Below are 26,079 nucleotides of genomic sequence, written 5' to 3'. Positions count from 1 at the left end.
TGGCGGATTGCCAGACCTGACCCCGACTTTCATGTGGCGATCAGTTCCAGCACCTGGTCTGCCACGCGCTCCCAGGTGAACGATTTGGCGTACTCGAGGCTGCCGGCGCTGGCGCTGAGCCAGTAGGCGGGCTGCTCGAATTTCTGGATTTCCCGGGTCCAGGCGGCGGCATCGAGGTGGGCGGCGTAGCGCGGGTGTTCCCCGGCCCAGGCCTTGATGCTGTCGAGCCCGTGGGTCAGGACGGGAATCCCGGCTGCCATCGCTTCCAGGATGGTCAGGCCAAAGCTTTCGTGGTCGGTCGGGTGCAGCAGCAGGAAGGCCTGGCGCAGGATGCCGATCACTTCTTCCTGGCGCTTTCTGCCGTGGAAAGTCATGCTTGGCTCGTTGCCGTACTTGGCCAGCAGGCTGTCCAGCAGCGGGCCGTCGCCGACGATGTCGAGGTGGTAGCCTTGCCGGGCCAGGCCGCTTTGCATGAAAAAGTCCGCCAGCCAGTCCACGTTCTTGCTGCCATCCAGGCGGCCGATGTACAGCAGGCGCTTGCCGGCCGGGTAGGCCGGTGGGCTGGGCGGGAAGAAGGCGCCGTCCACGCCCAGCGGCAGCGACTGGATCTCCAGGCCCCATTTCCGTCGGGTCTTTTCCGCTGCGCGGTATCCGAGGTAAAACACGTCCTTGGCCGGCACGCGCTTGAAGAAGCCGCGCAGCGATACGCCCGGCAGGAAATGGCGGCAACGCTGGCGCAGCGCCGGGTAGCGCTTCGACAAGAGGTAGGCATCGGCTTCGTAGAAGGTCACGATGTAGTCGTAGCGCGACAGGTCCATGCCGCTTTGCCCGAGCGAGCGGAAAAAGCTGTAGCTCTCGATCTTGAACGGACTGGTCATGAGCAGCTTGCTGAGCACTCGGTTCAGCTTGCTGTCGCGGGCGATGAACGGCAGGGTAAGCAGCTTGACGCCTTCCAGGTCGACCAGGCGCTTGCGGCCTGCGCCGGGCTCGCCGCTGAGCAGGGTGATCTGCGCCTTGTGCTTGAGGCGCTGGCAGAACTGGCTGACCACCGTTTCGGTGCCGCCAATATAGCCGGCAACGGTGGGGCAAATGAACAGCAGGTGTAGTTTTTCTTGTTTCAAGCGGTGCTTGCCTTCTACTTGGGGACGCTCTCGAAAAGTAGCCGACTATAGCTTACCAGCGGCGCAGCCAGCAAGGCTGACCCGGCGAGGGCAAGGTGGTCGGCGCCGGAACAAAAAAAAGCCCGCTCAGGGAGCGGGCTGAATCCATTTCTGTTAAGAAGTGGAGGAGACAGGTGTAATTATGCTGCGTCGCGGCATATTGTTCCAATTTATTTTTGGAATTCCAGTCATTCCACTTGCTTATATCACGCCGGGTTGCAGACCACTTGCACGTTGTTGCGGGGCTCGTCGCCCATTACGCCGCTACCGTTGAGGACTTCGCACTTCAGGCCGGGCGGCTGGGTCAGGACGCTGATGCCGTAGGCGGTGCCGACCGGGAGCAGGTTGGGCAGGGCGAAGGTGGTGGCGCCCTTGGCGACCACAATGCTCGAACTACCGTTGACCAGCGTCAAGTCGCCAGTGGTCAAGCGTTCCACGGTGCCGGTGACGGCGTAGGCGTTCTGGACGCAACTGATCTGGATGTTGATCGAGGTGGTGTGGCCAGCCGAACCGACATTGGTGCCGCCCAGGAAGTCACAGGTCATGTGCGCCGGCTGCTGCACGATCTCGACCTTGTATTCGGTGCCGTAGCTGATGCTGTTGGGGAAGCTGAAGGTGGTGGCGCCAGCTGGCACTTCGACGGTGTCGCCGGCAGCGGTTTTCAGCTTCAGGCCACTGTTGTTCAGGCCGGAAATGGTGCCGCCAATGGTGAAACTGGCTTTGCCGCCGCAGGCTGCCAGGGCGACGGCCAGCAGGGCCGCGACAAGGAATTTTGCTTTCATCTGGACTCTTTCTTAGTTGCAGGTAACAGTCACGATCAAGTTGAAATTGATATCCTTACTTGGCTCGATTTTGCCGGTACCGTTGCCGTTGGTGCCACCGGCGACCGTGCATTTCTGGCTGGGGTTGGTCGGTTGGTTCAGCACGGTGACCCCATACACGCTGCCGTTGCCGATCGGGGTGGCGAACTGCCAGCTGCCGTTGGCGGCCACGTTCACGGTCTGGGCCCCGTTGGCCAGCACCAGGCCGCTGCCGGCCAGGCCGCTGACCGTGCCGCCCAGCGGGTACGGGTCGGGGGTGCAGGTCACGACGGTCTGGTTGTAGGTGTAGTAGTTGATCTTGCCGGTGTTGTTGGCCAGCTTGCAGCTGACGTTGGCCGGCACGCTCTTGATGCTCACATTGAACTGGGAGTCCGGAGCCATCAGCGTCTTGAAGGAATAACTGCCGTTGCCAGCGGTGGTGATGGTCAGGTCGTCGCCGCCATTGTTCTGCAGCACCAGGTCGCCGCGGTCCAGTCCGAGGACCTGGACTACCAGGGCGATGCTGCCATTGCCCTTGCCGCCGCAGGCGGCCAGTCCGGCGACGCACAGCAGCGCGGCGGCGGCAGACAGATACTTACTCTTCATTCCACTTTCTCCAGTCGGTTGCGCGCGTCGCGCGGTCAAATCGGCGCCTATTTTAGTGCATTTGCACCATCCATAGCCGATTTGGCCAGCTTTTCCCTTGTAACAGCTTGCAACCGCGGCGCGGTACAATGCGCCCATGAAGCCGAAAGCCATCCTGTTCGACCTGGACGACACCCTGTGGCCGATCGCGCCCGTCATCGCTGAAGCGGAGCTGACGCTGCACGCCTGGCTGGCGGCTCATGCGCCCAGGGTGGCGGCGCAATGGTCGATCGATGCCTTGCGCGCGCACCGTGCCGAACTGGCGGCGGCCCAGCCGGAACTGCTGATCGACCTGGGCCAGCTGCGCCGCGCCAGCCTGCACGCGGCCTTTGCCGCGGCCGGCGAGGACGCGGCCCATGTCGAGGGCGCGATGGCGCACTTCTTTGCCGCGCGCAATGCAGTCACGCCATACGACGATGTGCTGCCGGGCTTGCTCAAGCTGCGCCAGCATGTGCAGCTGGGCACGATTTCCAATGGCAATGCCGACCTGGAAGTGATCGGCCTGGCCCACCATTTCGAGGTATCGCTGGCGGCGGCCCGTTTCGGCGCGGCCAAGCCGGCGCCGGACATCTTCCGCGCGGCCTGCCAGGCGCTGGGCGTGGCGCCGCACGATGCGGTGTACGTGGGCGACGACCTGGCGCTGGACGTGGCGGGGGCGCAGGCGGCCGGCTTGCGCGCGGTGTGGATGAACCGGCACGGCGCCGGCCTGCCGGACGGTGCGCCGCAGCCGGACGCGATTTGCGCCACGCTCGATGAATTGCTTGCGTGGCTGGAACAACAGTTGGCAGAATAGGCCTATGCATCTCGATATCCGTGCCCAAACCCTGCTCAAAGCCCTGGTTGAGCGTTACATCGCCGACGGCCAGCCGGTGGGCTCGCGCGCCCTGTCCAAGATTTCCGGGCTGGAGCTGTCGCCGGCCACCATCCGCAACATCATGGCCGACCTGGAAGAGCAGGGCTATGTGGCCAGCCCGCATACTTCGGCGGGACGGGTGCCGACCCCGCGCGGCTACCGCATCTTTGTCGACACCCTGCTGACGGTGCAGCACATCGATGAAAGCGCGGTGCAGGCCAGCCTGCGCGCGGCCTCGCCGCAGCCGCAAAAGCTGATTGCCAATGCGGCCCAGATGCTGTCGTCGCTGACCCAGTTTGCCGGCGTGGTGCTGGCGCCGCGCCACGAGTCGGTGTTCCAGCAGATCGAATTCCTGCGCCTGGGCGAAAAGCGGGTGCTGCTGGTGATTGTTTCACCCGGCGGCGACGTGCAAAACCGCATCCTGCTGACCGACGTCGATTACACGCCGGCCCAGTTGCAGCAGTCGGCCAATTTCATCAACCAGCACTATTCCGGGCTGTCGTTCGAGGACGTGCGCGGGCGCCTGCAGCATGAGCTGCGCCAGTTGCGCGACGATATGGGGCGCCTGATGCAGGCGGCGGTGGAGGCGGGCAGCGAGGCCATGGCCGAATCGGAAGACATGGTGATCGCCGGCGAGCGCAACCTGCTGTCGGTGGCCGACCTGTCCTCGAACATGAGCTCGCTGCGCGCGATGTTCGACCTGTTCGAGCAAAAGACCGGGCTGATGCAGCTATTGGACGTGTCGTCCAAGGCCTCCGGCGTGCAGATCTTCATCGGCGGCGAATCGCAGCTGGTGCCGATGGATGAAATGAGCGTGGTCACCGCGCCCTATGAGGCCAACGGCAAGATCGTGGGGACGCTGGGGGTGATCGGGCCGACCCGCATGGCGTACGAGCGAGTGATCCCGATTGTCGATATCACGTCGCGGCTGCTGTCGAACGCGCTGAGCAACCACTGAAAAATCAATGCTTGTGCGGGCAGTTGACCTTGGTGCAGCTGCCGTAGATGGCCAGCGCGTGTTCGGCGATCTTGAAGCCGCGCTCGGCGGCGATGCTTTGCTGGCGCTTTTCAATCTCTTCGTCGACGAATTCTTCCACCCGGCCGCAATCGAGGCAGACCAGGTGGTCGTGGTGCGAGCCTTCGTTGAGCTCGAAAATCGCCTTGCCGCTTTCGAAATGGTTGCGGTTGAGCAAGCCGGCCTGTTCGAACTGGGTCAGCACGCGGTACACCGTGGCCAGGCCGACGTCCATGTTTTCGGCCAGCAGCAGCTTGTACACGTCTTCCGCCGTCAGGTGGCGCACGGGGCTGCTCTGGAAAATATCGAGGATCTTCAGGCGCGGCAGGGTAGCCTTCAGGCCGGAGGCCTTCAGGTCGGTAGGGCTGTTACTCATGTTTGCTAACGTCAGTTGCGGGAAGTGCTTTATGATATAGCGTTTTAGGCACTTCTGCTCACGGAATTGAGGTATGCATAATATGCGTTTGACCCCGCTGTCTTTGTTGCAACGTAGCACTCCGCTGCTGGCTGCCGCCCTGTTGGCTGCCTGCGCCAGCAAGCCAGCCACCGTGGCCCCGGTGGAAGCCTCGCAGGGGGCCCAGACCACCCAGATCACCAAGACGCAGAAATTCCTGTGGTTCTTCTCGCCCTACCGCCCCGATATCCAGCAGGGCAATTTCGTGTCGAAGGAGATGCTGGCCCAGCTCAAGAACGGCATGACGAAGGACCAGGTCAAGTTCCTGCTCGGCACGCCGCTGATGGCCGATGCCTTCCACGGCAAGCGCTGGGACTACCCGTTCCGCCTGGCCAAGGGCAATGGCGAGCTGACCACCAGCACGGTGGTGGTGTTCTTCGACCAGGATGACAAGGTGGCCAGCTTCGAGGGCGGCGACCTGCCGACCGAACAGGAATACATCGCGCGCATCGCCGGCCCGATCAAGGAATTCAAGAAGTCCGAGGATGCCAAGGGCAACCTGGCGCCGGGCAAGGCGCCGCTGCCGGGCGGCCAGGAATCGGGCACCAAGCAATAACCGAGGAAACAGCGAGATGACGCAACTGAATATCGCCATCGCCGGCGCCAGCGGCCGCATGGGCCATATGTTGATCGAGGCGGTGCAGAAGGCGCCCGAGGCACGCCTGTCCGGCGCGCTGGACCGCGAAGGCGCGCCGGCCCTGGGCAGCGATGCCGCTGCCTTTACCGGCCAGCCGGCCGGCGTGGCCATCACCGCCGACCTGGCCGCCGGTCTGGCCGGCGCCGACGTGCTGATCGACTTCACCCGCCCGGAAGGGACCCTGGCCCACCTGGCCTACTGCGCCGAGCATGGCGTGAAGATGGTGATCGGCACCACCGGCTTCGATGAAGCGGGCAAGGCGGCCATCGCGGCAGCGGCGCAAAAGACCGCGATCGTGTTCGCGCCGAACATGAGCGTGGGCGTCAACGTGACGCTGAAGCTGCTGGAGTTCGCCGCCAAGCAGTTCGACCTGGGCTACGACATCGAGATCATCGAGGCGCACCACCGCCACAAGGTCGATGCGCCGTCCGGCACCGCGCTGAAAATGGGCGAGGTGATTGCCGATGCGCTGGGGCGCGACCTGAAGGAGTGCGGCGTGTTCGCGCGCGAAGGCGTGACCGGCCCGCGCGATCCGTCCTCGATCGGCTTTGCCACCGTGCGCGGCGGCGACATCATCGGCGACCATACCGTGATGTTTGCCACCGAGGGCGAGCGCATTGAAATCAGCCACAAGTCCTCTTCGCGCCAGCACTACGCCAACGGCTCGCTGCGCGCGGCACAATGGCTGGCCGACAAGAAGACCGGCTTGTACGATATGTACGACGTGCTGGGCCTGAACGGCTGATCGGCTGATGGAGCACTTTACCTTCGCCAGCTACTGGCAGCGCGGCGATGCGATCAGCCATGCCGTGGCCTACCTGCTGCTGGCGATGTCGCTGGCATCATGGTTCTTCATCCTGTGGAAGGGCTGGGCCTCGTGGCGCATCCGGCGCGCGGCGCCGGTGGTGCAGGCGTTCTGGGACGCGCCCTCGGTGGCCGATGGCGTGGCGCTGATGGTGGCGCGCGACCAGGAGCGAATCTTTGCGGCTGTGGCGCAGGCCGGGGCGCACCAGCTGGCGCACGCCAAGGGCGGCAGCATCGCCGCCGAAATGGGGCGCTCGGAGCAGGTCACGCGCGTGCTGCGCGATGCGATCCATGTCTCGACCACGCGGCTGGAATCGGGCCTGACCTTGCTGGCGTCGATCGCGTCGACCGCGCCGTTTGTCGGCTTGCTGGGCACCGTGTGGGGCATCTACCACGCGCTGGCGGCGGTGTCGGCGCAGGGCACGGTGCAGATCGACAAGGTGGCCGGTCCGGTGGGCGAGGCGCTGATCATGACCGGCGTCGGCCTGACCGTGGCGATTCCGGCGGTGCTGGCGTATAACGGCTTTAACCGCATCAACCGCATCACGCTGTCCGAGCTCGACGCCTTCGCGCACGACTTGCACGCTTACCTGGCCAGGGATTGAACTGATGGCATTCGGCTCCTTCAACCATCACCGGCAGAAGGAATCCATGGCGGACATCAACGTCACGCCGATGGTGGACGTGATGCTGGTGCTGCTGGTGATCTTCATCATCAGCGCGCCGATGTTTACCAATGCAGTTCAGCTGGAACTGCCCAAGGCGCAGGCCAAGGCGCTGCAGCAGGAGGCCGATACCGTGACCCTGGCCATCGATGCCGCCGGCACGGTTTACTGGAATAACGATGCCTTGCAGCCGGGCGAGCTTGAGGAGCGCCTGGCCGAGGCGGCGGGCTTGCCGCAGCAGCCGGAGTTGCAGCTGCGGGCGGACAAGGATACCCGCTATGAAGTGGTGGCGCAGGTGATGGCGGCGGCGCAGTCGCATGGCCTGACCCGTCTTGGTTTCGTCACCGATCCGAAGGAAAAGAAATAATGGCTGTTGCTACGTTAAACGGGGCCGTAATCGGCGATGAGGCGGCTTTTCATGCTGCCTGCCAGGCGGAACTCGGGTTCCCGTCGGGGTATGGCGCGACGATTGATGCCTGGGTGGATTGCCTGTCTTATCTGCGCGATGAGGACAATATGACGCGCTTCCGGCTCAAGCCGAATGAGGTGCTGGAGATTGTCATTACCGATGCGAGGAAGATGCCGGGGGATTTGCTGGAAGAGATCAGCTATTGCGTCGGCGGGATCAATGAGCGCTATGAGGATTATGGCGAGAAGCCGGCGTTGAAACTGACTTTGCGCTAGAACCGGTAAACCGGTGTCTGACCCGCAGGGTCAGACACCCGGTACGCGGCCGCCGCAGGCCAGGTGTCTGACCCTGCGGGTCAGACATCGAATTACCGGTTTTGCTCGCCGGGCGCCAGCGTCAACACGTCGAAGCCGGTCTCGGTCACCGCCACCATATGCTCCCACTGCGCCGACAGCGACCTGTCGGCCGTGACCACGGTCCAGCCGTCCGGCAGTGCGCGCGTGGCGTGCTTGCCGGCGTTGATCATCGGCTCGATGGTAAACACCATGCCCGGCTCCAGCAGCAGCCCGGTGCCCGGGCGGCCGTAATGCAGCACCTGCGGGTCTTCGTGATACACCATGCCGATGCCGTGGCCGCAATAGTCGCGCACCACGCTGTAGCCGGCCGCTTCGGCCAGCTTCTGGATCGCGTTCCCGACGTCGCCCAGGCGGTTGCCCGGCTTGACCGCGCGAATGCCGGCCCACATCGCGTCATACGTCACTTCGCACAGCTTCTGCGCCGCTTTCGACGGCGTGCCGACGTAGTACATGCGGCTGGTGTCGCCGAACCATTCGTCCTTGATGACGGCCACGTCGATGTTGATGATGTCGCCATCCTTCAGCACCTTCTTCGGGGTCGGGATGCCGTGGCATACCACCTCGTTGACCGAGGTGCAGACGGTGCCGGTGAAGCCGCCGTAGCCGACGTTGGCCGGGATGACTTTCTGGGTGTTGACGATGTAGTCGTTGCACAGCTGGTCCAGCTGGGCGGTCGAGACGCCCGGCTTGACGTGCGGTGCGATGAAGGTCAGCACGTCGGCCGCCAGTTGGCCGGCCACGCGGGCCAGCTCGACCTGGTCGGGCGTCTTGATCAGGATGGATTTGTTATTGCGTTTGCGCATAGGGGGTGCATGGTATCACGCGACCTTGGCCCTGTCGAAATGCGGGTTTTCAATCAGGCCGAGGACATTGCCGAACGGGTCGGCCAGCTCGGCCACCTTGATGCCTTCGCCCACTTCCTGGATTTCTGAGTGAGTGCTTGCTCCCAGTGCGAGGATGCGCTGGACTTCTTTGGCAATGTCTTCCACGCCCCAGTAGACCTGGCTGCCGGCCTTGCCGGGTTCGCCGTCCGGCAGCAGGCCCAGCTCGAAGCCGCCAATTTCAAAGCCGACGTAGAAGGGCTGGTCGAAGTAGGGCTCCTTCTGGAATACCTTGCTGTACCAGGCTTTGCCGGCTGCCAGGTCGGGGGTGGGGTAAATCGCGGTGCGCAGGCCTTTGATCATGGTGTTCTCCTCCAGTGGGTGGTTGATGGCCGCATCTTGCCATGCCGGCCGCGGCTGCGATTGGAAAAATGGAAACTAGTCGAGCAGGAGGTCTTCTGCGCGGCGGTACGCCTTGCGCCGTTCTTCGCAGTCGGGGCGTAACTGGGGCGCATGCAGCGTCGCAATGGGCAAGTTGCGCGGCGCGGCCGGTGGCGGCGCGACAGCGGATGGTGGCGTGGCTGGGCGGTTGGCCGCTCGCCGCTCGTCGGCTTCCAGTGCGTAGCGCAGACGTAGCGCGAGCTTCCACTCACGCTGGCCTGGCATCTGAACATAGACGACTTCCCAGGCATTGCGTGCTGACCCCAGCGTCATTTGTGCAAACCGGTTCGGGGAAATGGTCATGCTTTCGTAGACGAGGTCGTCACCCACGACAGCGGCATAGCGCGTGGTCATATGGTTGGAAACCCGTAGCCGAGTGCCATCAGGAAGGAATAGCTTCTTCCAGAAGTAACCGCGCTGGCCCACTGTTTTGGCGAGCTCGCGCTGATAGTGCAGCCAGTTGCGGATGACTTGGTCGGCCAAGTCGGCTGGGTCGGCTTCTTGGTCGTGCTCGCTTTGAAAGTCGAGCAGGGCGCGTAAAGTGGGCGCGGAAATGGCGATACATAGATTCGGTGTCATCTTTTTCTCCTTCGCGAGAAAGTGCGATTTTTGCCCTGAATTGGCCTGACCAAACCGCTATTTCGTGCGATTTTTAGGCCTTTTCCGTGATTTTTTCTTTTAGACATGCGAAATCACGGAAAGTTCCCGAAAATCGCAGAAAATAGCGGTTTGGTCAGGCCAATTTGACCCCAAAATCGCACTTTCTCGCGACAGGGCGTGGCGGCTTACCGATTACCCAAATGGACGTCGGGCGAGGCGCCGGTGAAGTCCTGGAAATCGCGGATCAGGTGGGATTGGTCGAAGTAGCCGCTGTCGAGGGCCAGGGTGGCCCAGTCGTGGCCATGCCGTCCAGGCTCGGCCGCAAGGGCGGCAGCGCGGGCGGCCCGGAAGCGGCAGATGCGGGCGAAGAGTTTGGGCGACAGGCCGACATGGTCGCGGAACTGGTTGGCGAGGTACTGGCGCGAAACGCCCAGCGCCGCTGCCAGCGATTCGACGCGCAAGGCGCCGCCGCTGGCTTCAAGCTGCGCCACGGCATGCAGGGCGAGCGACTGGCCGGCTGGCGCGGCAGCTGCCACGCGCGAGGCAAGGGCGCTGGCGGCGCGCGCGCCGGCCGGGGCAAGCGAAAGGCGGGCGTAAAGCGCTTCCGTCAGCAGCGCCAAGCGTTCCGCATCGCTGCGCGCGACCGACCAAAGCTTGTCGCCGAACCGGTCCGCCGCCGAGCGGCCCCAAAGCTGGTCCAGGCCGGCGCGCTGGTCGATGAGGCTCGCCAGCGGCACCGGCCCCACGAACAGGCTGGCTGCGCCCGGGCGGAAGCGCACCGCTACCGTGCGCACGCGGCGCGCCGCCGACACATCGAACCACGTGCTCATCATGCCGACGAAGAAGGCATTGCCGCTGTCCTGCCACAGGATATCGGTGCAATTGTCCGGCAAAACGCGGTGCGCGACGGGCAAAAGCGCCGGGTCGGCAGGCGCGGCAGGGGCTTCGGACAGCCACAGGCAGTCGACCAGCCCGGCCAGCCCCGGCGGGGGCGGAAATTCCTGATATCTCATTCTGACGCGCCGCACCAATGCATTGTTATAATGAAGGGTTCATATCCACCAATTTTAGTGCGCTCCATCATGCAAGAAAAATATAGTCCAGCAGAAGTCGAAAAAGCCGCCCAATCGCACTGGAAGGCGATCGACGCCTACAAAGCCGTCGAAAACGACCCGCGTTTCCCAAAAGGCAAGTATTACGCTTGCTCGATGCTGCCTTACCCATCGGGCAAGCTGCACATGGGCCACGTGCGCAACTATACGATCAATGACGTGATGTACCGCTACTTACGGATGAACGGCTACAACGTGCTGATGCCGATGGGCTGGGACGCCTTCGGCATGCCGGCCGAAAATGCGGCCATGGCCAACAATGTGCCGCCAGCCAAGTGGACCTATTCCAATATCGACCACATGAAAGAGCAGATGCAGTCGATGGGCCTGGCGATCGACTGGTCGCGCGAGATGGCTGCCTGCAAGCCCGAGTACTACAAGTGGAACCAGTGGATGTTCCTGAAGATGCTGGAAAAAGGCATCATCTACCAGAAGACCGGCACCGTGAACTGGGACCCGGTCGACCAGACCGTGCTGGCCAACGAGCAGGTGGTCGACGGCAAGGGCTGGCGTTCGGGCGCGCTGATCGAAAAGCGCGAAATCCCGATGTACTACGTGCGCATCACCGACTATGCCGACGAGCTGCTGGACTACGTCGACAACAAGCTGCCAGGCTGGCCTGAGCGCGTGCGCATCATGCAGTCGAACTGGATCGGCAAGTCGACCGGCGTGCGCTTCGCCTTCCCGCACAACATCGCCGGCGGCGACGGCCAGTTGATCAACGACGGCAAGCTGTTCGTGTTCACCACCCGCCCTGACACCATCATGGGCGTGACCTTCTGCGCCGTGGCCGCCGAGCACCCGTTGGCCGCCCACGCCGCGCAAAACAAGCCGGAACTGCAAGCCTTCATCGCCGAATGCAAGATGGGCTCCGTGATCGAAGCCGACATGGCAACGATGGAGAAGAAGGGCATGCCGACCGGCCTGTTCGTGACCCACCCGATCACCGGCGAGCAGGTGGAAGTCTGGATCGGCAACTACGTCCTGATGACCTACGGCGACGGCGCCGTGATGGGCGTGCCGGCGCACGACGAGCGCGATTTCGCCTTCGCCAAAAAATACAATCTGCCAATCAAGCAGGTGATCGCCGCTGAAGGCCAGTCGTATTCCGACGACGCCTGGCAGGAATGGTACGGCGACAAGGCCGTCTCCGTGGTCACCAACTCCGGCAAGTACGACGGCCTGCGCTACAGCGAAGCGCTGGAAGCCATCGCCGCCGACCTGGCCGCCAAGGGCCTGGGCGAGAAGAAGACCACCTTCCGCCTGCGCGACTGGGGCATTTCGCGCCAGCGCTACTGGGGCACCCCGATCCCGATGATCCACTGCGAGTCCTGCGGCTCGGTGCCGGTGCCTGAGAAGGACCTGCCGGTGGTGCTGCCGGAAGACTGCGTGCCGGACGGCACCGGCAACCCGCTGAACAAGCATGAAGCCTTCCTCAAGTGCGACTGCCCGAAATGCGGCAAGCCTGCGCGCCGCGAGACCGACACCATGGACACCTTCGTCGACTCGTGCTGGTACTACATGCGCTATACCTCGCCGGGTTCCGACAAGGCCATGATCGACGCGCGCAACGACTACTGGATGCCGATGGACCAGTACATCGGCGGCATCGAGCACGCCGTGCTGCACCTGCTGTACGCGCGCTTCTGGACCAAGGTGATGCGCGACTTCGGCCTGGTCAAGTTCGACGAGCCGTTCACCAACCTGCTGACGCAAGGCATGGTGCTGAACGAGACCTACTACCGCGAAGAAGCCTCCGGCAAGAAGCACTGGTTCAACCCGGATGACGTGACGCTGACCACCGACGACCGCGGCCGTCCTGTATCGGCCGTGCTGAAGGCCGACGGCCAGCCGGTCAGCCTGGGCGGCATCGAGAAGATGTCCAAGTCCAAGAACAACGGCATCGACCCGCAGGTACAGATCGAACAGTACGGCGCCGACACCGCGCGCCTGTTCACCATGTTCGCTTCGCCGCCTGAGCAGACCCTGGAATGGTCCGGTTCCGGCGTGGAAGGCGCCAACCGCTACCTGAAGCGCGTGTGGAACTTCGGCTTCGCCCAGCGCGACGCGATCCGCGCCGCCGGTTCGCCGCTGGCTGCCGCTGCCGCCACCGACGACGGCAAGGCGCTGCGCCGCGAAGTGCACAAGGTGCTGCAGCAGGCCGACTACGACATCAAGCGCATCCAGTACAACACCGTGGTGTCGGCCTGCATGAAGATGCTGAATACCCTGGAATCGGCCAAGGGCGTCGAGCCGGCCGTGCTGGCCGAAGGCTACGCCATCTTCCTGCGCCTGCTGAATCCCGTGGCGCCGCACATCACCCACGTGCTGTGGCAGGAAATGGGCTATGGTAAAAACCATGGCGACATCCTGGACGCGCAATGGCCGCAGGTCGACCCGGCCGCGCTGGAGCAGTCCGAAATCGAGCTGATGATCCAGGTGAACGGCAAGCTGCGCGGCAGCGTGAAAGTGCCGAAGGCCGCCGACAAGGCCGCCATCGAAGCCGCCGCGCTGGCCGAGGAAAGCGTGCAGAAGTTCCTGGAAGGCGCGCCGAAGAAGGTCATCGTGGTACCGGGCAAATTGGTCAATATCGTGGTGTAAGGCAAAGATGACGACGACTCTGAACTCCCGCGGCGCCCTGCGCCGCTCCATGCTGGCGCTGGCCGCGCTGGGCATGGCTGCCGTGGCCACCGGCTGCGGCTTCCACCTGCGCGGCGCCGGCGGCACGTACACGCTGCCGTTCAACGCCATGTATGTGGGCTTGCCGGAGTCGTCGCCGCTGGCGATTGAGCTCAAGCGCAATATCCGCGTCAACGGCCACACCACCGTGGTGTCGAGCAAGGCCGAAGCGGACGGCGTGATCGAAGTGCTGACCAATCCGGAAAAAACCCGCACCAAGTCGATCCTGTCCTTGAACAGCAATGGCCGCGTGCGCGAATACCTGCTCAGCTATAACATCCTGTTCCGCGTGACCGACAAGGCCGGCAACGAACTGCTGGCGCCGACCAATATCGTGCTGGGCCGCCCGATCACCTTCAGCGAAACCCAGCTGCTGGCGAAAGAGCAGGAAGAAGCCTTGCTGTACAAGGACATGCAGGCCGACCTGGTGCAGCAGATGATGCGCCGCATGGCCGCCATCAAGCTCGGTAGCCCGGCGCCGGCGCCCACCCCGTCCGGCGTGCTGCCAGGCGTGCTGTCGGCGCCCGACGTCACCGCCCCTACCGCGCCGGCCGCGCCGCCGGTCCGTTAAAGGCGCGCCATGCAGTTGCGCGCCGACGCCCTCGACCAGCACGTCGCCAGGACGCTGGCCCCGCTGTACGTGATCACCAGCGACGAGCACTTGCTGGCGCTGGAGGCGGCCGACAAGATCCGCCGCGCCGCGCGCGCGCAAGGCTATTCCGAGCGCGACGTGCTGACCGTGGAGCGCAATTTCAAGTGGGGCGAGCTGTTGGCCGCCAACCAGGCCATGAGCCTGTTTGGCGACAAGAAGTTGATCGAACTGCGCATCCCGACCGGCAAGCCGGGCAAGGACGGCGGCGCCGCCCTGCAGGCTTACGCGAAAGACCTGTCCCCCGACAACCTCACGCTGATCACCCTGCCCAAGCTGGACTGGCAGACGCAGAAGGCTGCGTGGGTAGCGGCCTTGCAGCAGGCCGCCGTGTACATCGACATCCCGAGCATCGAGCGCAATGCGCTGCCGGGATGGATTGCGAACCGCCTTGCCGCACAAGGGCAGAGCGCGGAGCGCGCCAGCCTGGACTTCATCGCCGACCGCGTTGAAGGCAACCTGCTGGCGGCACACCAGGAAATCCAGAAACTCGGCTTGCTGCACGAGCCGGGCAAGCTGGCCCACGAGCAGGTGCAGGATGCCGTGCTCAATGTGGCGCGCTACGACGTGTTCAAGCTGTCCGAAGCCATGCTCTCCGGCGACACCGCGCGCCTGATCCGCATGCTCGAAGGCTTGAAAGGCGAAGGCGAAGCGCTGCCGCTGGTGTTGTGGGCCGTCTCCGAAGAAATCCGCACGCTGCTAAAATTAAAGGCAGGCATGGCCCAGGGCCGTCCGCTGCCGGCGCTCCTGAAGGAATACCGCATCTGGGGCCCGCGCGAACGGCTGATGGAGCCGGCGCTGCGCCGCATCTCGCTGCCCACCCTGGAGGCGGCGATGCAGCAGGCCGCCCAGGTCGACCGCATGGTCAAGGGCCTGCGCGCCAAGGCGTTCGCCGGCGACCAGTGGGACGCCATGCTGCAATTGGCTTTGCGCGTTGCAAGAGGGTAAACAAATGGACATCAAGCAGTACATGCAAGACATCGGGCGCCGCGCCCGCGCCGCATCGCGCGGCATGGCGCGCGCCGACAGCGCCACGCGCAACCGCGCGTTGCAACTGATCGCCGAGGCCATCGAGCGCGAGGCGCCGGCCCTGCGCGCCGCCAACGAGCAGGACCTGGCCGCCGCGCGCGCCGCTGGCCTGGCGCCGGCCATGCTGGACCGCCTGGCGCTGAGCGACAAGGCCATTGCCACCATGGTGGAAGGCCTGCGCCAGATCGTCTCGCTGCCCGACCCGGTGGGCGAAATCTCGAACGTGAAAATCCGCCCGTCCGGCATCCAGGTGGGCCAGATGCGCGTGCCGCTGGGCGTGATCGGCATCATCTACGAAGCGCGTCCCAACGTGACGGTGGACGCGGCCGGCCTGTGCATCAAGAGCGGCAACGCCACCATCCTGCGCGGCGGCTCGGAAGCGATCCACTGCAACCGCGCCCTGGCCAAGCTGGTCGCCGAAGGCCTGCAAGGCGCCGGCCTGCCCGCTGACGGAGTGCAGGTGGTCGACACCACCGACCGCGCCGCCGTCGGCGCCCTGATCACCATGCCGCAGTACGTCGACGTCATCGTGCCGCGCGGCGGCAAGGGCCTGATCGCGCGCCTGATGGAAGAAGCCACGGTGCCGATGATCAAGCACCTGGACGGCATCTGCCACGTCTACATCGACGCCAGGGCCGACATGGCCAAGGCGCTCGACATCGGCTTCAACGCGAAATGCCACCGCTACGGCACCTGCAACACGATGGAAACGCTGCTGGTGGCGCGCCCCATCGCCGCCGAGGTGCTGCCGCAGCTGGCCGCGCGCTACGCCACCGAGCAGGTCGAGCTGCGCGCCGACGCGGAAAGCCACGCCATCCTGGCCGCTGCCGGCTACCCGCACCTGGCGCACGCCAGCGAAGAAGACTGGGCCACCGAATACCTGGCGCCGATCCTGGCGGTGCGCGTGGTGGACGGGCTGGACGCCGCCATCGAGCACTGCAACACCTGGTCGTCCAAGCACACCGAAGCCATCGTCACCGAGGATTACTCGGCCGCGATGCGCTTCCTGCGCGAAGTCGATTCCTCGTCGGTGATGATCAACGCCTCGACCCGTTTTGCCGACGGCTTCGAATACGGCCTGGGCGCCGAGATCGGCATTTCCAACGACAAGCTGCACGCGCGCGGCCCGGTCGGCCTGGAAGGCCTGACTTCCCTCAAATACGTGGTGTTCGGCCACGGCGAAACTAGAAAATAAATATGCTCTGGATCAAAGCGCTGCATATCGTCTTCATCGTGTCCTGGATGTCCGGGCTGTTCTACCTGCCGCGCATTTTCGTCAACCTGGCGATGGAAACGCCGGGCCCGGCATCCGAACGCCTGCTGACGATGGCGCGCAAGCTGTACCGCTTCACCACCATGCTGGCGCTGCCGGCGGTGGTGTTCGGCATCTGGCTGGTGGTGCTGCAGTACGGCGCGAAGATGCCGGGCTGGCTGCACGCCAAGTTGTTCTTCGTGTTCCTGCTGCTGGGCTACCACCACGCCTGCGGCGCGCTGCTGAAGAAGTTTGAACGCGGCGCCAATGTGCGCGGCCATGTGTTTTACCGGTGGTTCAATGAAGTGCCGGTGCTGATGCTCTTGGCGATTGTCATCCTGGTGGTCGTCAAGCCTTTCTAAAACCGGCAAACCGGTGTCTGACCCGCAGGGTCAGACACCAGGCCCGGGACAGCCGCGTAACGGTGTCTGACCCTGCGGGTCAGACACCGATGTACCGGTTTTGATTTTTACAACGGATAAAGGGTCCCCCAACATGCCATCCTATTTCTGCCCATGCCCGCGCGGCCTGGAAGCCGCCTTGGCGGAAGAACTGACCGAAATCGCGGCCATGAGCCCGACCATGAAGGTCCACAACCAGGTCCCCGGCGGCGTACACGCCTCCGGCGACCTGTACGACGCCTACCGCATCAACCTGCACTCGCGCATCGCCTCGCGCGTCCTGATGCGCATGGGCGTGTGCCACTACCAGAACGAAAACGACATCTACGACCTGGTGCTGGGCCAGCCGTGGGAAGAATGGTTCGGCATCCACCACACCATCCGCGTCGACGTCACCGCCATCAAGTCGCCGCTGAAGTCGCTGGAATTCACCACGCTGAAGATCAAGGACGCCGTGTGCGACCGCTTCCGCGACATGTACGGCAAGCGCCCCTCGGTCAACACGCGCGAGCCCGACATGCGCATCTTCGGCTTCCTCGACCAGCGCCAGTTCATGGTCTACCTCGACACCTCCGGCGAAGCGCTGTTCAAGCGCGGCTGGCGCACCGAGACCGGCGACGCCCCGCTGCGCGAAAACCTGGCCGCCGGCCTGCTGCGCGTGTCCGGCTGGAAGCCGGGCGTGCCGCTGTTCGACCCGATGTGCGGCTCCGGCACCATCCTGTGCGAAGCCGCCCAGATGGTGCAAGGGATCCCGCCCGGCGCCCGCCGCCGCTTCGCCTTCGAAAAATTCCACGACTTCGACCCCGAGCCGTGGCAGAAGATGAAGACCGACTTCAAGCCCAACCCGCTGCCGGCCGAACCGACCATTTTCGGCTCCGACATTTCCGGCGACATGGTGGCGATGGCGCGCCACAACCTGAAGAGCGCCGGCATCCTGTTCGACGTGCCGCTCAAGCAGATCGAAGCGCAGCAGGTGCAGGCACCGACCAAGGAGCCCGGCATCCTCTTGACCAACCCGCCGTATGGCGAGCGGATCGGCGTGCGCGGCGACGCCAGCCTGGAAGAAGACGAGCTGGCGAAAAGCTTCTACAGCGCGTTTTCCACCACCCTCAAGCAGCGCTTCTCCGGCTGGACCGCCTACCTGTTCACCGCCGACCTGGGCCTGCCGAAGATGCTGCGCCTGAAAGAATCGCGCAAGACGCCGTTCTTCAACGGCGCGCTGGAATGCCGCCTGTTCCGCTTCGACATGGTGGCCGGATTCAACCGCAAGCCCGCTAGCGAGTAAAAAGTCGGGGTCAGGTCTGGCAATCGGACACGGGCTCGGCTGCTTAAGTCGGGGTCAGGTCTGACAAACGAACATTTTGCGGGTACAGTGTGGGGCTTGGCGGCCCGAGTCCCGGGCCGCAATATGTCCGTTTGACAGACCTGACCCCTTGCATACGCCACCGACCGACGAAACTTCCTTGATTCCCGAGCCGGAGGCGCCGCAGCGTAAGCCGCTGGGACCGGGCGCGCTGGCAGCGGTGCTGGCCAGCCTGTCGATGCTGGGCCCGTTCTCGATTGACGCCTATCTTCCCGCCTTCCCCAACATCCAGGCCACGCTGCATGCGACGCCGATCGAAGTCCAGCAATCGCTGACGGCTTACATGCTGGCCTTTGCCGGCATGGTGCTGTGGCATGGCGCGCTGTCGGACGCGTTCGGGCGCCGCAACGTGATCCTGGTGTCGCTGGTGGCCTTCCTGCTGGGCACCGTGGGCTGCGCCGCCGCCCACTCGGTGCAGTACCTGTGGTTCTTCCGCGTGCTGCAGGGCGTGTCGGCCGGCGCCGGGGTGGTGGTCGGCCGCGCCATCATCCGCGACCTGTACGCCGATGCCGCCGCCGCGCGCCTGCTGTCCCTGGTGACCATGATCTTCTCGATCGCGCCGGCCGTGGCGCCGGTGCTGGGCGGCTTCATCGTCAAGTATTCGGACTGGCGCACCATCTTCCTGGCGCTGGCCGGCTACACGGTGCTGCTGTTCATCGTCTGCTACCGGCGCCTGCCCGACACCCTGCCGCGCGACAAGCGGCAGCCGTTCAACCCGCGCTACCTGTGGCGCAACTACAAGTCCATCCTGGCTTCGCCGCTGTTCCATTTGAAGACCGGCGTGGTGGCGTTCAACTTCGCCGGCCTGTTCCTGTACATCACGGCCGCACCGGTGGCGCTGCCGGCCCACCTGCACCTGGGCCCGGAGCAGTTTGCCTGGCTGTTCGTGCCAGCCGTATCCGGCATCTTCCTCGGCGCGCTGGCGGCCAACCGTATCGCAGGCAAGACCAGCTTCGCGCGCCAGATCGGCATGGGCTTCTGCTTCCTGATCACGGCCGCCACCGTCAACGTCGGCTACCACCTGCTGGCCGGGCCGGCGCTGCCGTGGAGCGTGCTGCCGCTGTTCTTCTACACCTTTGGCATGTCGATGGCGGCGCCGGCCGCCACCCTGCTGGCGCTCGACCTGTTCCCCCACATCCGCGGCACGGTGGCCTCGGTGCAATCGTTCGCCACCACCCTGCTGGGGGCGCTGGTGGCCGGCGTTCTGGCGCCGCTGGCCTCGCATTCCTTCCTGTGGCTGGCCGGCGGCCAGCTGGCGCTGACGCTGACGGCACTCGGTCTGTGGTTGACGGCGCGCTCACTACGGCGCAAGATAGTGCCTATTTGAAAATATTGTTGGTACAAAGTAAATTACTACCAATAGTGTAGTTCTTGCTACACAAATGCATTTTATTGCCGTCAGAAATTTGTATTGCCGTTAAGTTATAGTATATTTATGCCAATTTGCGTAGTGGATTGCAAGCCGGAATACAGCCGCTAAGACCCCCATGCAACATCCCGACCAAGACATCCGCAATCGCTTGCTGATCGCGCGGCTGCCCGCCATGCCGCAGATCCTGATCAAGCTGATTGAACTCCTGCAAGCCGACGATGCCGGCATGCCGGAGCTGGCCGCGCTGATCGCCAAGGATGCCGGGATGGCCAGCAAGATCCTGGCCGTGGCCAACAGCTCGGCCTACCAGCGCCACCAGCGCACGGTGGGCCTGGAGCAGGCCCTGGTCTCGCTGGGCACCGACACCATCAAGACGCTGGTGATTTCCGAATCGGTGTTCCAGACCTTCAACAGTTTCCCGCACAGCGGCAGCACCGACTTGCGCGCCTTCTGGAAAGGCTCGCTGACCACGGCCGTCATCGCGCGCGATATCGCGCGCGCGCTCGACTACCCGCACGTGGAGGAAGCCTACCTGGCCGGCCTGCTGCACAATGTCGGCCGCCTGGCACTGCTGGCCACCGCGCCCAAGGAATACGCCTACAACTTCACCGCGCGCGATGACGAGGACTTGTGCGCGGTGGAACTGCGCACGCTGGAAATCACCCACGCCGAAGCCGGCGCCTGGCTGATCGAGCGCTGGAACCTCGACTCCTTCCTGGCCGATTCCGTGCTGTACCACCACGAGCCGGTGCTGCGCCTGGAAGCGGCGCATCCCCTGATCCGCATCGTGCGCCTGGCGCACCAGTTGTGCTACCACGCCGACGCGTCGCAGGGCGCCGCCGACGCGGCCGCCCTGTGCGGCATCGAGGAAGACAAGCTGGACGCCTTCGTCAAGTCGGCCGCGCGGCAAGTGGCGCGCGCCGCCGAAGCGCTGGGCATCGACCTGGCCGGCGCCGACGACGTGCCGGCGCCGCCCGCCGCGCCGCCCGCGCCGGTCGACCCGGTGCAGGCGCGCCTGTCGGAAGAAGTGCGCAACATGGTGCTGGTGCAGGAAATGGGCCAGAGCTTCGCGCGCCAGCAGGGCGAGGCCGGCATGCTGGACGCGATGACGCGCTCGGCGCGCATCCTGTTTGACCTGGAGACCACGGTGATGCTGCTGGAAAGCCCGACCGGCCACGCGCTGCAGGGCGCCGGCAGCGGCGAAGCGCAGCAGCGCCTGGCCGAGTTTGCCGTGCCGCTCAACAAGCCAGGCTTGCTGTCCGATGCCGCCAACGGCCGCCAGCTGGCGTTTGCCGCCCGTATTGGCAGTGGCAGGGGCGCCGGCGCCGGCCTGGGCATCGCGGAAGAACAGCTGTTCCGCATCATCGGCAGCGAAGCGCTGGTGTGCCTGCCGCTGGTGGCCGGCCAGCGCTGTCTGGGCATGATCGTCGGCGGCCTGCCGGCCTGGCATTTGCCGCTGCTGCAAAAGAAGGAGCGCTTCCTGCAAGCCTTCGGCAGCCAGGCGGCCAATGCGCTGGAAACGGCCCTGTCCGAACGCGGCCACGTCCGCCGCCAGGTGGCGCACGTGGCCGAGGAATACAAGGAGGCGTCACGGCGCGTGGTGCACGAGGTGAACAACCCGCTGTCGATCATCAAGAACTACCTGTCGGTGCTGGACGCCAAGCTGGCGCGGCGCGAGCCGGTGGTGTCCGAGATGTCGATCCTGAACGAGGAGATCGACCGCGTCGGCCACCTGATCAACGGCCTGGCCGACCTGCAGCCCTCCGATGGCGGCTGCGTCGCCAATGTGGCGCGCGTGGTGGAAGACGTGCTGCGCCTGTTCCGCGCCACCGACTTCCTGCCCGCCTCGGTGCAGGTGATCACGCGCATGCAGGACGGCCCGCAGGAAGTCGACGGCGACGCCGACCTGCTCAAGCAGATCCTGGTCAACCTGGTCAAGAACGCGATCGAGGCCCAGCCCAACGGCGGCCGCATCGAGCTGGCCAACCGCGGCCTGGTCAACCGCGAACGCCGCCTCTACGTCGAGCTGGTGGTGGCCGACGCCGGCCCGGGCCTGGCGCAGGACGTGCTGGCCAACCTGTTTACCGCAGTGAAGAGCAGCAAGGAAGGCAAGCATCACGGCCTGGGCCTGTCGATCGTGCACAACCTGGTCAAGAAGATGAACGGCATGATCAGTTGCCGCAGCGGCGCCAACGGCACCTCGTTTGAACTCCTGCTGCCGGCCCGCGGCAGCACCAGCCAGCTCGCCCCGGTGCAGGCGCGCGGCGCGGTGGATTCCGTATAAGGCCCGCATGAACACGATGATCCCGACGCCCCCGCCGCCGGAATTCCAGCCACGCCTGCTGCTGGTCGACGACGAACCGCGCCTGCTGTCTTCCCTGTACGAGCTGCTGCGCGTGCAGGACAGCTACCAGCTGGTGACCGCCAGCACCGGCGCCGAAGCGCTGGCCCACCTGAGCCGCCAGCAATTCGACCTGCTGCTGCTGGACCTGCGCCTGCCCGACATGAGCGGCCACGACATCATGGACTTCGTGAACGCGCGCGAGATCGACTGCGACGTGATCGTCATGAGCGGCGAGGCCGGCATCGAGGCCGCCATCGGCGCCTTGAAGCGCGGCGCCTACGACTACCTGCGCAAGCCGTACAACCCGCCCGAGCTGCTCAAGACGGTGGAGAACGCGCTGCAAAAGCGCCGCCTGGCGGTGGAGAACACGCGCATCGGCCAGCGCCTGGAAAACTCGGAAAAGATGTACCGCTACCTGGTGGACAGCTCGCCCGACATCATCTACACCCTGAACCACGAGGGCTGCTTCACCTTCGTCAACGACCGCGCCTACCAGTTGCTGGGCTACTCGCGCGAAGAGCTGATCGGCAGCCACTACTCGGTGCTGGTGCACGAGGAAGACCAGGAGCGCGCCCGCTACGTGTTCAACGAGCGCCGCGTCGACGAACGCGCCTCGCGCAACGTCGAGTTGCGCCTCAAGTGCAACAACAGCGCCGCCGGCGACCGCACCTTCAGCAACACCCTGATGACGATTTCGCTCAACGCGATCGGCATGCACGTGCCGGGCGAGGAAGTGGCGCGGCACGAGTTCTTCGGCACCTACGGCGTGGCGCGCGACATCACCGACCGCAAGCGGGCCGAGGAGATGATCTCCTACCAGGCCTACCACGACATCCTGACCGACCTGCCCAACCGGATCCTGTTCAAGGACCGCCTCGGGCTGGCCGTGATCCAGGCCAAGCGCAAGCTCACCGAGCTGGCCGTGATGTTCATCGACCTTGACCGCTTCAAGCTGGTCAACGACACGCTGGGCCACGTGAAAGGCGACGAGCTGCTGCAGCAGGCCGCGCGGCGCCTGAAGGAATGCCTGCGCAAGGGCGACACGCTGGCGCGCCATTCCGGCGACGAATTCACCATCGTGCTGCCCGAGCTGCGCGACCGCGCCGACGCCAGGGCCATTGCCGACAAGTTCCAGGAAGTGCTGCAGGCGCCGTTCGACCTGGACGGCCACGTGGTGCACATCTCGGCCTCGATCGGCATCGCGGTCTACCCGAACGACGGCGATTCGATCGAAGAGCTGCTGCGCCACGCCGACATCGCCATGTACCAGGTCAAGGCGCAGGGCAAGAACGGCCACAGCTTCTACCACGCCTCGATGCAGGACATGTCGCACCAGAAGATCGCGCTGGAGCAGTCGCTGCGCAAGGCGCTCGAGAACAACGAGCTGGAAATGTACTACCAGCCGCAGGTCGACATGGCCAGCGGCCGCATCATCGGCGCCGAAGGCCTGATGCGCTGGAACCACCCGACGCGCGGCCTGCTGTCGGCCGGCGAGTTCCTGCCGTTCGCCGAAGAAAACGGCTTGATGCTGCCGATCTCGGACTGGATGATCGGTGCCCTGTGCCGCGACCTGCTGCTGTGGAACGCGGCCGGCGCCGACAATATCCGCCTGTCGCTGAACCTGTCGCCGCAATACCTCGACCGCGGCGACTTCTTCGAAAAGATGCGCAATGCACTGCTGCGCTACCAGATCTCGCCCTCGCAGATCGAAGTGGAGATCACCGAGAACATCTGCATCCGCAATCCGCAATACGCCATCGAGCAGCTGAACAAGCTGTGCCAGCTCGGCGTATCGGTGGCCATCGACGATTTCGGCACCGGCTACTCCTCGCTGTCCTACCTGCACCGCTTCCCGATCCACACCATCAAGATCGACCAGAGCTTCGTCAAGGAGATCCACGACGAGCACGGGCACTACCCGGTGATCCTGGCCATCATCTCGATCGCGCGCGGCCTGGGCCTGCACCTGGTGGCCGAAGGCGTGGAGACCGAAGTGCAGGCGCGCTACCTGGCCGCCAACGGCTGCGCCACCATGCAGGGCTACCTGTATTACCGCCCGATCGCGCTGACGGCCTTCATGGAAGTGCTGGCGGCGCAGAACCAGGCCGACGCTCCCGCCATCGCCCTGCCGGCCGGCTTGCGCCTGGCGAGCCAGGCCTAAGCATCCATGCAGCGGCCCGCAACGATTGAAGCAGCAGGCGCCGGCGCGCCGGCAAGCGAAGCGCATTACGTCGCCGAATTCCTGCGCGTGCGCCAGCTGGCCGAACGCGGCGTGGCCAATGCCCAGCATAGCCTGGGTTTCATGTACTTCAACGGCCAGGGCGTGGCGCAAAGCCACGAGCTGGCGCTGGCCTGGTACCGCCAGGCCGCCAACGCAGGCCTGGAGCACGCGCAATACAACCTGGGCGTGATGTTCCAGAAGGGGCAGGGCGTGGACGCCGATTTCGCCGAGGCAGCGCACTGGTACCAGCTGGCCGCCGAGCAGGGCTACGCCGCCGCGCAGTACAACCTGGGCTGGCTGTACGCCAAGGGCCAGGGCGTGCCGCACGACACCGAGAAGGCACGCTACTGGTTCGCCAAGGCCGCCGACCAGGGCGATCCCGGCGCGCAGAACAACCTCGGCATGATGTACGACAGCGGCCGCGGCGTGCCGCAGGACTTCGCGCAAGCGATCATGTGGTACCGCAAGGCCGCCGACCAAGGCTACGCCCGCGCCCAGTTCAACCTCGGCCTGCGCTACGACAACGGGCAGGGCGTGGCGCAGGACGGCAAGCAGGCGCTGGGCTGGTTCCGCAAGGCCGCCGAGCAAGGCTACGCCGCCGCCCAGTTCAACCTCGCGCTGCGCTACGACAAGGGACAGGACGTGGCGGCCGACGCCGCGCGCGCCATCAAGTGGTACACCCTGGCGGCGCAGCAGGACCACGTCAGTTCGCAGTTCAACCTGGGCCTGATCTACGACAACGGCAACGGCGTGCCGCGCGACGAAGCGCTGGCGCTGAAGTGGTACCGCCGCGCCGCGGAACTGGGGCATGCCGGCGCGCAGAACAACCTGGGCCAGCGCTACGAGCAAGGCCAGGGCGTGGCGCAGGACCACCGCGCAGCCGCGCACTGGTACCGCAAGGCAGCCGAAGCCGGCCATCCTGCCGCGCAATACCATCTTGCCCAGCTGTACGAACAAGGCCAGGGCGTGCCGCGCGACCAGCAGGAAGCCATCTTCTGGTACCGCAAGGCCGCCGGCCAGGGCCACCTGCGCGCGCAGTTCGACCTCGGCCTGCGCCATGAAACGGGGCAGGGCGTGCCGCAAGACGCGCGCCAGGCGCTGGCCTGGTTCCGCCGCGCCGCCGAACAGGATTACGTGGCGGCGCAATTCATGCTGGGCCAGGTCCACGACCGCGACGACGGCCCGGCGCCCGATCTGGCGCAGGCGAATGCCTGGTACCGCAAGGCCGCCGGGCAAGGTCACACGCTGGCCTGCTTCACGCTCGGCCTGCGCTACGACAACGGCCAGGGCCTGCCGCGCGACTTCACGCAAGCGCTGTCCTGGTACCTGGCTGCCGCACGCCAGGGCCACGGCCGCGCCCAGCTCAATGCCGGCCTGATGTTCCTGGCCGGCCAGGGCACGCCAGCCGACGCCGAGCAAGCCTGGCGCTGGCTGTCGCTGGCCGAACGCAACGGCCAGCCCGCCGCCGCGCGCCACCTCGCCAGCGCCGCGGCCCGCCTCGCACCACACCAGCTAAGCGCGTTGCACGCCGCTCCCCAAACCCTTTCAGGGTAATTAGCGGCGACGCTGGGGCGGGCGCGGGCCGGACGTGCCGCGCTGCTCGATGTGACGGAAGACGATGCGGCCTTTGTTCAGGTCATATGGAGACAACTCCAGCGTTACCCTGTCGCCAGCGATGATACGGATGAAGTTCTTCTTCATGCGGCCGCCGGTGTAGGCAATCAGCTTGTGGCCGTTGTCCAGGTCCACGCGGAAGCGTTGCTCCGGCAGGATCTCGGTGACCACGCCATTCATTTCGATGAGTTCTTCTTTTGCCATGCTGCTTTCCTTTGCGATTGGGGAGCGAGGTGCGAAAAAAAAGCCCGCGTAGTTGCGGGCTTCATTTCAATGTAATGCCAATATTTCAATCGCTGCTACAGCCCGTGCTATCTGCACGGTGCGAAGCGGTCAGCCAATGCTATCTGCAAGGTGCCGGCCTGTGACCAATGTTTGGTGCT

The 26,079-nt window shown here is 64.9% G+C and carries 26 protein-coding genes; 17 read left to right on the top strand and 9 right to left on the bottom strand.

Features of this window, described 5'->3' with window-relative positions; all coding sequences use genetic code 11:
• Positions 1-29: 29 nt before the first annotated feature.
• From ACN9MW_RS29880 to ACN9MW_RS29870, 3 genes are all read right to left on the bottom strand, one after another.
• On the bottom strand, positions 30-1,121 hold the full coding sequence (locus tag ACN9MW_RS29880) for a glycosyltransferase family 4 protein (protein WP_426165777.1): 1,092 nt from the start codon (positions 1,119-1,121) through the stop codon (positions 30-32).
• A 245-nt stretch (positions 1,122-1,366) separates the two neighbouring features.
• Entirely contained in the window at positions 1,367-1,942 is a 576-nt protein-coding gene (locus tag ACN9MW_RS29875) for a hypothetical protein (protein ID WP_426165775.1), read from the bottom strand.
• A gap of 12 nt (positions 1,943-1,954) precedes the next feature.
• A complete protein-coding gene (locus ACN9MW_RS29870; protein ID WP_426165773.1) occupies positions 1,955-2,566 on the bottom strand; it encodes a hypothetical protein in 612 nt (203 codons plus the stop codon).
• A 136-nt stretch (positions 2,567-2,702) separates the two neighbouring features.
• Here ACN9MW_RS29870 and ACN9MW_RS29865 point away from each other — a divergent pair, with 136 nt between their 5' ends.
• Complete coding sequence (locus ACN9MW_RS29865) at positions 2,703-3,398, top strand: HAD family hydrolase (RefSeq protein WP_426165771.1); 696 nt, start codon at positions 2,703-2,705, stop codon at positions 3,396-3,398.
• Positions 3,399-3,402: 4 nt separating this feature from the next.
• Positions 3,403-4,416, top strand: a complete 1,014-nt coding sequence (hrcA, locus tag ACN9MW_RS29860; RefSeq protein WP_426165769.1) for a heat-inducible transcriptional repressor HrcA — start codon at positions 3,403-3,405, stop codon at positions 4,414-4,416.
• 4 nt (positions 4,417-4,420) lie between these two features.
• Here hrcA and fur read toward each other — a convergent pair whose 3' ends face one another.
• Positions 4,421-4,849: a ferric iron uptake transcriptional regulator gene (gene fur / locus ACN9MW_RS29855; protein WP_090439976.1), complete on the bottom strand. Its 429-nt coding sequence runs from the start codon at positions 4,847-4,849 to the stop codon at positions 4,421-4,423.
• A gap of 106 nt (positions 4,850-4,955) precedes the next feature.
• Here fur and ACN9MW_RS29850 point away from each other — a divergent pair, with 106 nt between their 5' ends.
• The 5 genes from ACN9MW_RS29850 to ACN9MW_RS29830 are packed head-to-tail and all read left to right on the top strand — an operon-like array spanning position 4,956 to position 7,717.
• A complete protein-coding gene (locus ACN9MW_RS29850; protein ID WP_426165766.1) occupies positions 4,956-5,483 on the top strand; it encodes an outer membrane protein assembly factor BamE in 528 nt (175 codons plus the stop codon).
• A 16-nt stretch (positions 5,484-5,499) separates the two neighbouring features.
• On the top strand, positions 5,500-6,309 hold the full coding sequence (gene dapB, locus ACN9MW_RS29845) for a 4-hydroxy-tetrahydrodipicolinate reductase (RefSeq protein WP_426165764.1): 810 nt from the start codon (positions 5,500-5,502) through the stop codon (positions 6,307-6,309).
• Positions 6,310-6,316: 7 nt separating this feature from the next.
• Entirely contained in the window at positions 6,317-6,973 is a 657-nt protein-coding gene (locus ACN9MW_RS29840) for a MotA/TolQ/ExbB proton channel family protein (protein WP_426165762.1), read from the top strand.
• 4 nt (positions 6,974-6,977) lie between these two features.
• Positions 6,978-7,400, top strand: a complete 423-nt coding sequence (locus ACN9MW_RS29835; protein ID WP_426165760.1) for an ExbD/TolR family protein — start codon at positions 6,978-6,980, stop codon at positions 7,398-7,400.
• Positions 7,400-7,717, top strand: coding sequence for a barstar family protein (locus tag ACN9MW_RS29830; protein ID WP_426165758.1), 318 nt, complete (start codon positions 7,400-7,402; stop codon positions 7,715-7,717). Before ACN9MW_RS29835 ends, ACN9MW_RS29830 begins: the two co-directional genes overlap by 1 nt.
• 92 nt (positions 7,718-7,809) lie before the next feature.
• Here ACN9MW_RS29830 and map read toward each other — a convergent pair whose 3' ends face one another.
• The 4 genes from map to ACN9MW_RS29810 form a co-directional block, all read right to left on the bottom strand.
• A complete protein-coding gene (gene map / locus ACN9MW_RS29825; protein ID WP_426165756.1) occupies positions 7,810-8,601 on the bottom strand; it encodes a type I methionyl aminopeptidase in 792 nt (263 codons plus the stop codon).
• A gap of 15 nt (positions 8,602-8,616) precedes the next feature.
• Positions 8,617-8,982: a VOC family protein gene (locus ACN9MW_RS29820; RefSeq protein WP_426165754.1), complete on the bottom strand. Its 366-nt coding sequence runs from the start codon at positions 8,980-8,982 to the stop codon at positions 8,617-8,619.
• Positions 8,983-9,057: 75 nt separating this feature from the next.
• Positions 9,058-9,639: a hypothetical protein gene (locus ACN9MW_RS29815; RefSeq protein WP_426165752.1), complete on the bottom strand. Its 582-nt coding sequence runs from the start codon at positions 9,637-9,639 to the stop codon at positions 9,058-9,060.
• Between the two features lie 206 nt (positions 9,640-9,845).
• Positions 9,846-10,673 (bottom strand): DUF6597 domain-containing transcriptional factor, encoded by an 828-nt coding sequence (locus ACN9MW_RS29810; RefSeq protein ID WP_426165750.1) that lies wholly within the window; start codon positions 10,671-10,673, stop codon positions 9,846-9,848.
• Between the two features lie 69 nt (positions 10,674-10,742).
• Between ACN9MW_RS29810 and leuS the strand changes: the two genes are divergently transcribed.
• The 10 genes from leuS (at position 10,743) to ACN9MW_RS29760 (ending at position 25,636) form a co-directional block, all read left to right on the top strand.
• On the top strand, positions 10,743-13,373 hold the full coding sequence (leuS, locus tag ACN9MW_RS29805; protein ID WP_426165748.1) for a leucine--tRNA ligase: 2,631 nt from the start codon (positions 10,743-10,745) through the stop codon (positions 13,371-13,373).
• A 7-nt stretch (positions 13,374-13,380) separates the two neighbouring features.
• Positions 13,381-14,022, top strand: a complete 642-nt coding sequence (lptE, locus tag ACN9MW_RS29800) for an LPS assembly lipoprotein LptE (RefSeq protein WP_426165746.1) — start codon at positions 13,381-13,383, stop codon at positions 14,020-14,022.
• 9 nt (positions 14,023-14,031) lie between these two features.
• Entirely contained in the window at positions 14,032-15,048 is a 1,017-nt protein-coding gene (gene holA, locus ACN9MW_RS29795; protein WP_426165744.1) for a DNA polymerase III subunit delta, read from the top strand.
• A gap of 4 nt (positions 15,049-15,052) precedes the next feature.
• Positions 15,053-16,324: a glutamate-5-semialdehyde dehydrogenase gene (locus ACN9MW_RS29790; RefSeq protein WP_426165742.1), complete on the top strand. Its 1,272-nt coding sequence runs from the start codon at positions 15,053-15,055 to the stop codon at positions 16,322-16,324.
• 2 nt (positions 16,325-16,326) lie between these two features.
• Positions 16,327-16,743 carry a CopD family protein gene (locus ACN9MW_RS29785; protein ID WP_426165740.1) on the top strand — a complete coding sequence of 139 codons (417 nt, stop codon included), beginning with the start codon at positions 16,327-16,329 and terminating at the stop codon, positions 16,741-16,743.
• 133 nt (positions 16,744-16,876) lie between these two features.
• Positions 16,877-18,067 (top strand): THUMP domain-containing class I SAM-dependent RNA methyltransferase, encoded by a 1,191-nt coding sequence (locus tag ACN9MW_RS29780; protein ID WP_426165738.1) that lies wholly within the window; start codon positions 16,877-16,879, stop codon positions 18,065-18,067.
• Between the two features lie 181 nt (positions 18,068-18,248).
• Positions 18,249-19,472: a multidrug effflux MFS transporter gene (locus ACN9MW_RS29775; protein WP_426172338.1), complete on the top strand. Its 1,224-nt coding sequence runs from the start codon at positions 18,249-18,251 to the stop codon at positions 19,470-19,472.
• A 160-nt stretch (positions 19,473-19,632) separates the two neighbouring features.
• Entirely contained in the window at positions 19,633-21,801 is a 2,169-nt protein-coding gene (locus tag ACN9MW_RS29770) for an HDOD domain-containing protein (protein ID WP_426165736.1), read from the top strand.
• 7 nt (positions 21,802-21,808) lie between these two features.
• Positions 21,809-24,022 (top strand): putative bifunctional diguanylate cyclase/phosphodiesterase, encoded by a 2,214-nt coding sequence (locus ACN9MW_RS29765; protein WP_426165734.1) that lies wholly within the window; start codon positions 21,809-21,811, stop codon positions 24,020-24,022.
• A 6-nt stretch (positions 24,023-24,028) separates the two neighbouring features.
• A complete protein-coding gene (locus tag ACN9MW_RS29760) occupies positions 24,029-25,636 on the top strand; it encodes an SEL1-like repeat protein (protein WP_426165732.1) in 1,608 nt (535 codons plus the stop codon).
• On the opposite strand, the gene infA is transcribed toward ACN9MW_RS29760, so the two are convergent.
• Positions 25,637-25,900, bottom strand: coding sequence for a translation initiation factor IF-1 (infA, locus tag ACN9MW_RS29755; protein WP_426165730.1), 264 nt, complete (start codon positions 25,898-25,900; stop codon positions 25,637-25,639).
• Positions 25,901-26,079 lie beyond the last annotated feature (179 nt).

Source organism: Pseudoduganella sp. R-34 (genome assembly GCF_049904655.1).
Lineage (GTDB): Bacteria > Pseudomonadota > Gammaproteobacteria > Burkholderiales > Burkholderiaceae_D > Rugamonas.
The sequence above is the reverse complement of the archived record's forward strand: the minus strand, read 5'-3'. Positions and strand labels throughout refer to the sequence as shown.

Excerpts from the sequence above, each read along its gene's own strand:
- ACN9MW_RS29875 (WP_426165775.1), bottom strand. The coding sequence starts at position 1,942 with ATGAAAGCAAAATTCCTTGTCGCGGCCCTGCTGGCCGTCGCCCTGGCA.
- ACN9MW_RS29870 (WP_426165773.1), bottom strand. The coding sequence starts at position 2,566 with ATGAAGAGTAAGTATCTGTCTGCCGCCGCCGCGCTGCTGTGCGTCGCC.
- ACN9MW_RS29865 (WP_426165771.1), top strand. The coding sequence starts at position 2,703 with ATGAAGCCGAAAGCCATCCTGTTCGACCTGGACGACACCCTGTGGCCG.
- hrcA (WP_426165769.1), top strand. The coding sequence starts at position 3,403 with ATGCATCTCGATATCCGTGCCCAAACCCTGCTCAAAGCCCTGGTTGAG.
- fur (WP_090439976.1), bottom strand. The coding sequence starts at position 4,849 with ATGAGTAACAGCCCTACCGACCTGAAGGCCTCCGGCCTGAAGGCTACC.
- dapB (WP_426165764.1), top strand. The coding sequence starts at position 5,500 with ATGACGCAACTGAATATCGCCATCGCCGGCGCCAGCGGCCGCATGGGC.
- ACN9MW_RS29840 (WP_426165762.1), top strand. The coding sequence starts at position 6,317 with ATGGAGCACTTTACCTTCGCCAGCTACTGGCAGCGCGGCGATGCGATC.
- ACN9MW_RS29835 (WP_426165760.1), top strand. The coding sequence starts at position 6,978 with ATGGCATTCGGCTCCTTCAACCATCACCGGCAGAAGGAATCCATGGCG.
- ACN9MW_RS29830 (WP_426165758.1), top strand. The coding sequence starts at position 7,400 with ATGGCTGTTGCTACGTTAAACGGGGCCGTAATCGGCGATGAGGCGGCT.
- map (WP_426165756.1), bottom strand. The coding sequence starts at position 8,601 with ATGCGCAAACGCAATAACAAATCCATCCTGATCAAGACGCCCGACCAG.
- ACN9MW_RS29820 (WP_426165754.1), bottom strand. The coding sequence starts at position 8,982 with ATGATCAAAGGCCTGCGCACCGCGATTTACCCCACCCCCGACCTGGCA.
- ACN9MW_RS29815 (WP_426165752.1), bottom strand. The coding sequence starts at position 9,639 with ATGACACCGAATCTATGTATCGCCATTTCCGCGCCCACTTTACGCGCC.
- ACN9MW_RS29810 (WP_426165750.1), bottom strand. The coding sequence starts at position 10,673 with ATGAGATATCAGGAATTTCCGCCCCCGCCGGGGCTGGCCGGGCTGGTC.
- leuS (WP_426165748.1), top strand. The coding sequence starts at position 10,743 with ATGCAAGAAAAATATAGTCCAGCAGAAGTCGAAAAAGCCGCCCAATCG.
- lptE (WP_426165746.1), top strand. The coding sequence starts at position 13,381 with ATGACGACGACTCTGAACTCCCGCGGCGCCCTGCGCCGCTCCATGCTG.
- holA (WP_426165744.1), top strand. The coding sequence starts at position 14,032 with ATGCAGTTGCGCGCCGACGCCCTCGACCAGCACGTCGCCAGGACGCTG.
- ACN9MW_RS29790 (WP_426165742.1), top strand. The coding sequence starts at position 15,053 with ATGGACATCAAGCAGTACATGCAAGACATCGGGCGCCGCGCCCGCGCC.
- ACN9MW_RS29785 (WP_426165740.1), top strand. The coding sequence starts at position 16,327 with ATGCTCTGGATCAAAGCGCTGCATATCGTCTTCATCGTGTCCTGGATG.
- ACN9MW_RS29780 (WP_426165738.1), top strand. The coding sequence starts at position 16,877 with ATGCCATCCTATTTCTGCCCATGCCCGCGCGGCCTGGAAGCCGCCTTG.
- ACN9MW_RS29770 (WP_426165736.1), top strand. The coding sequence starts at position 19,633 with ATGCAACATCCCGACCAAGACATCCGCAATCGCTTGCTGATCGCGCGG.
- ACN9MW_RS29765 (WP_426165734.1), top strand. The coding sequence starts at position 21,809 with ATGAACACGATGATCCCGACGCCCCCGCCGCCGGAATTCCAGCCACGC.
- ACN9MW_RS29760 (WP_426165732.1), top strand. The coding sequence starts at position 24,029 with ATGCAGCGGCCCGCAACGATTGAAGCAGCAGGCGCCGGCGCGCCGGCA.
- infA (WP_426165730.1), bottom strand. The coding sequence starts at position 25,900 with ATGGCAAAAGAAGAACTCATCGAAATGAATGGCGTGGTCACCGAGATC.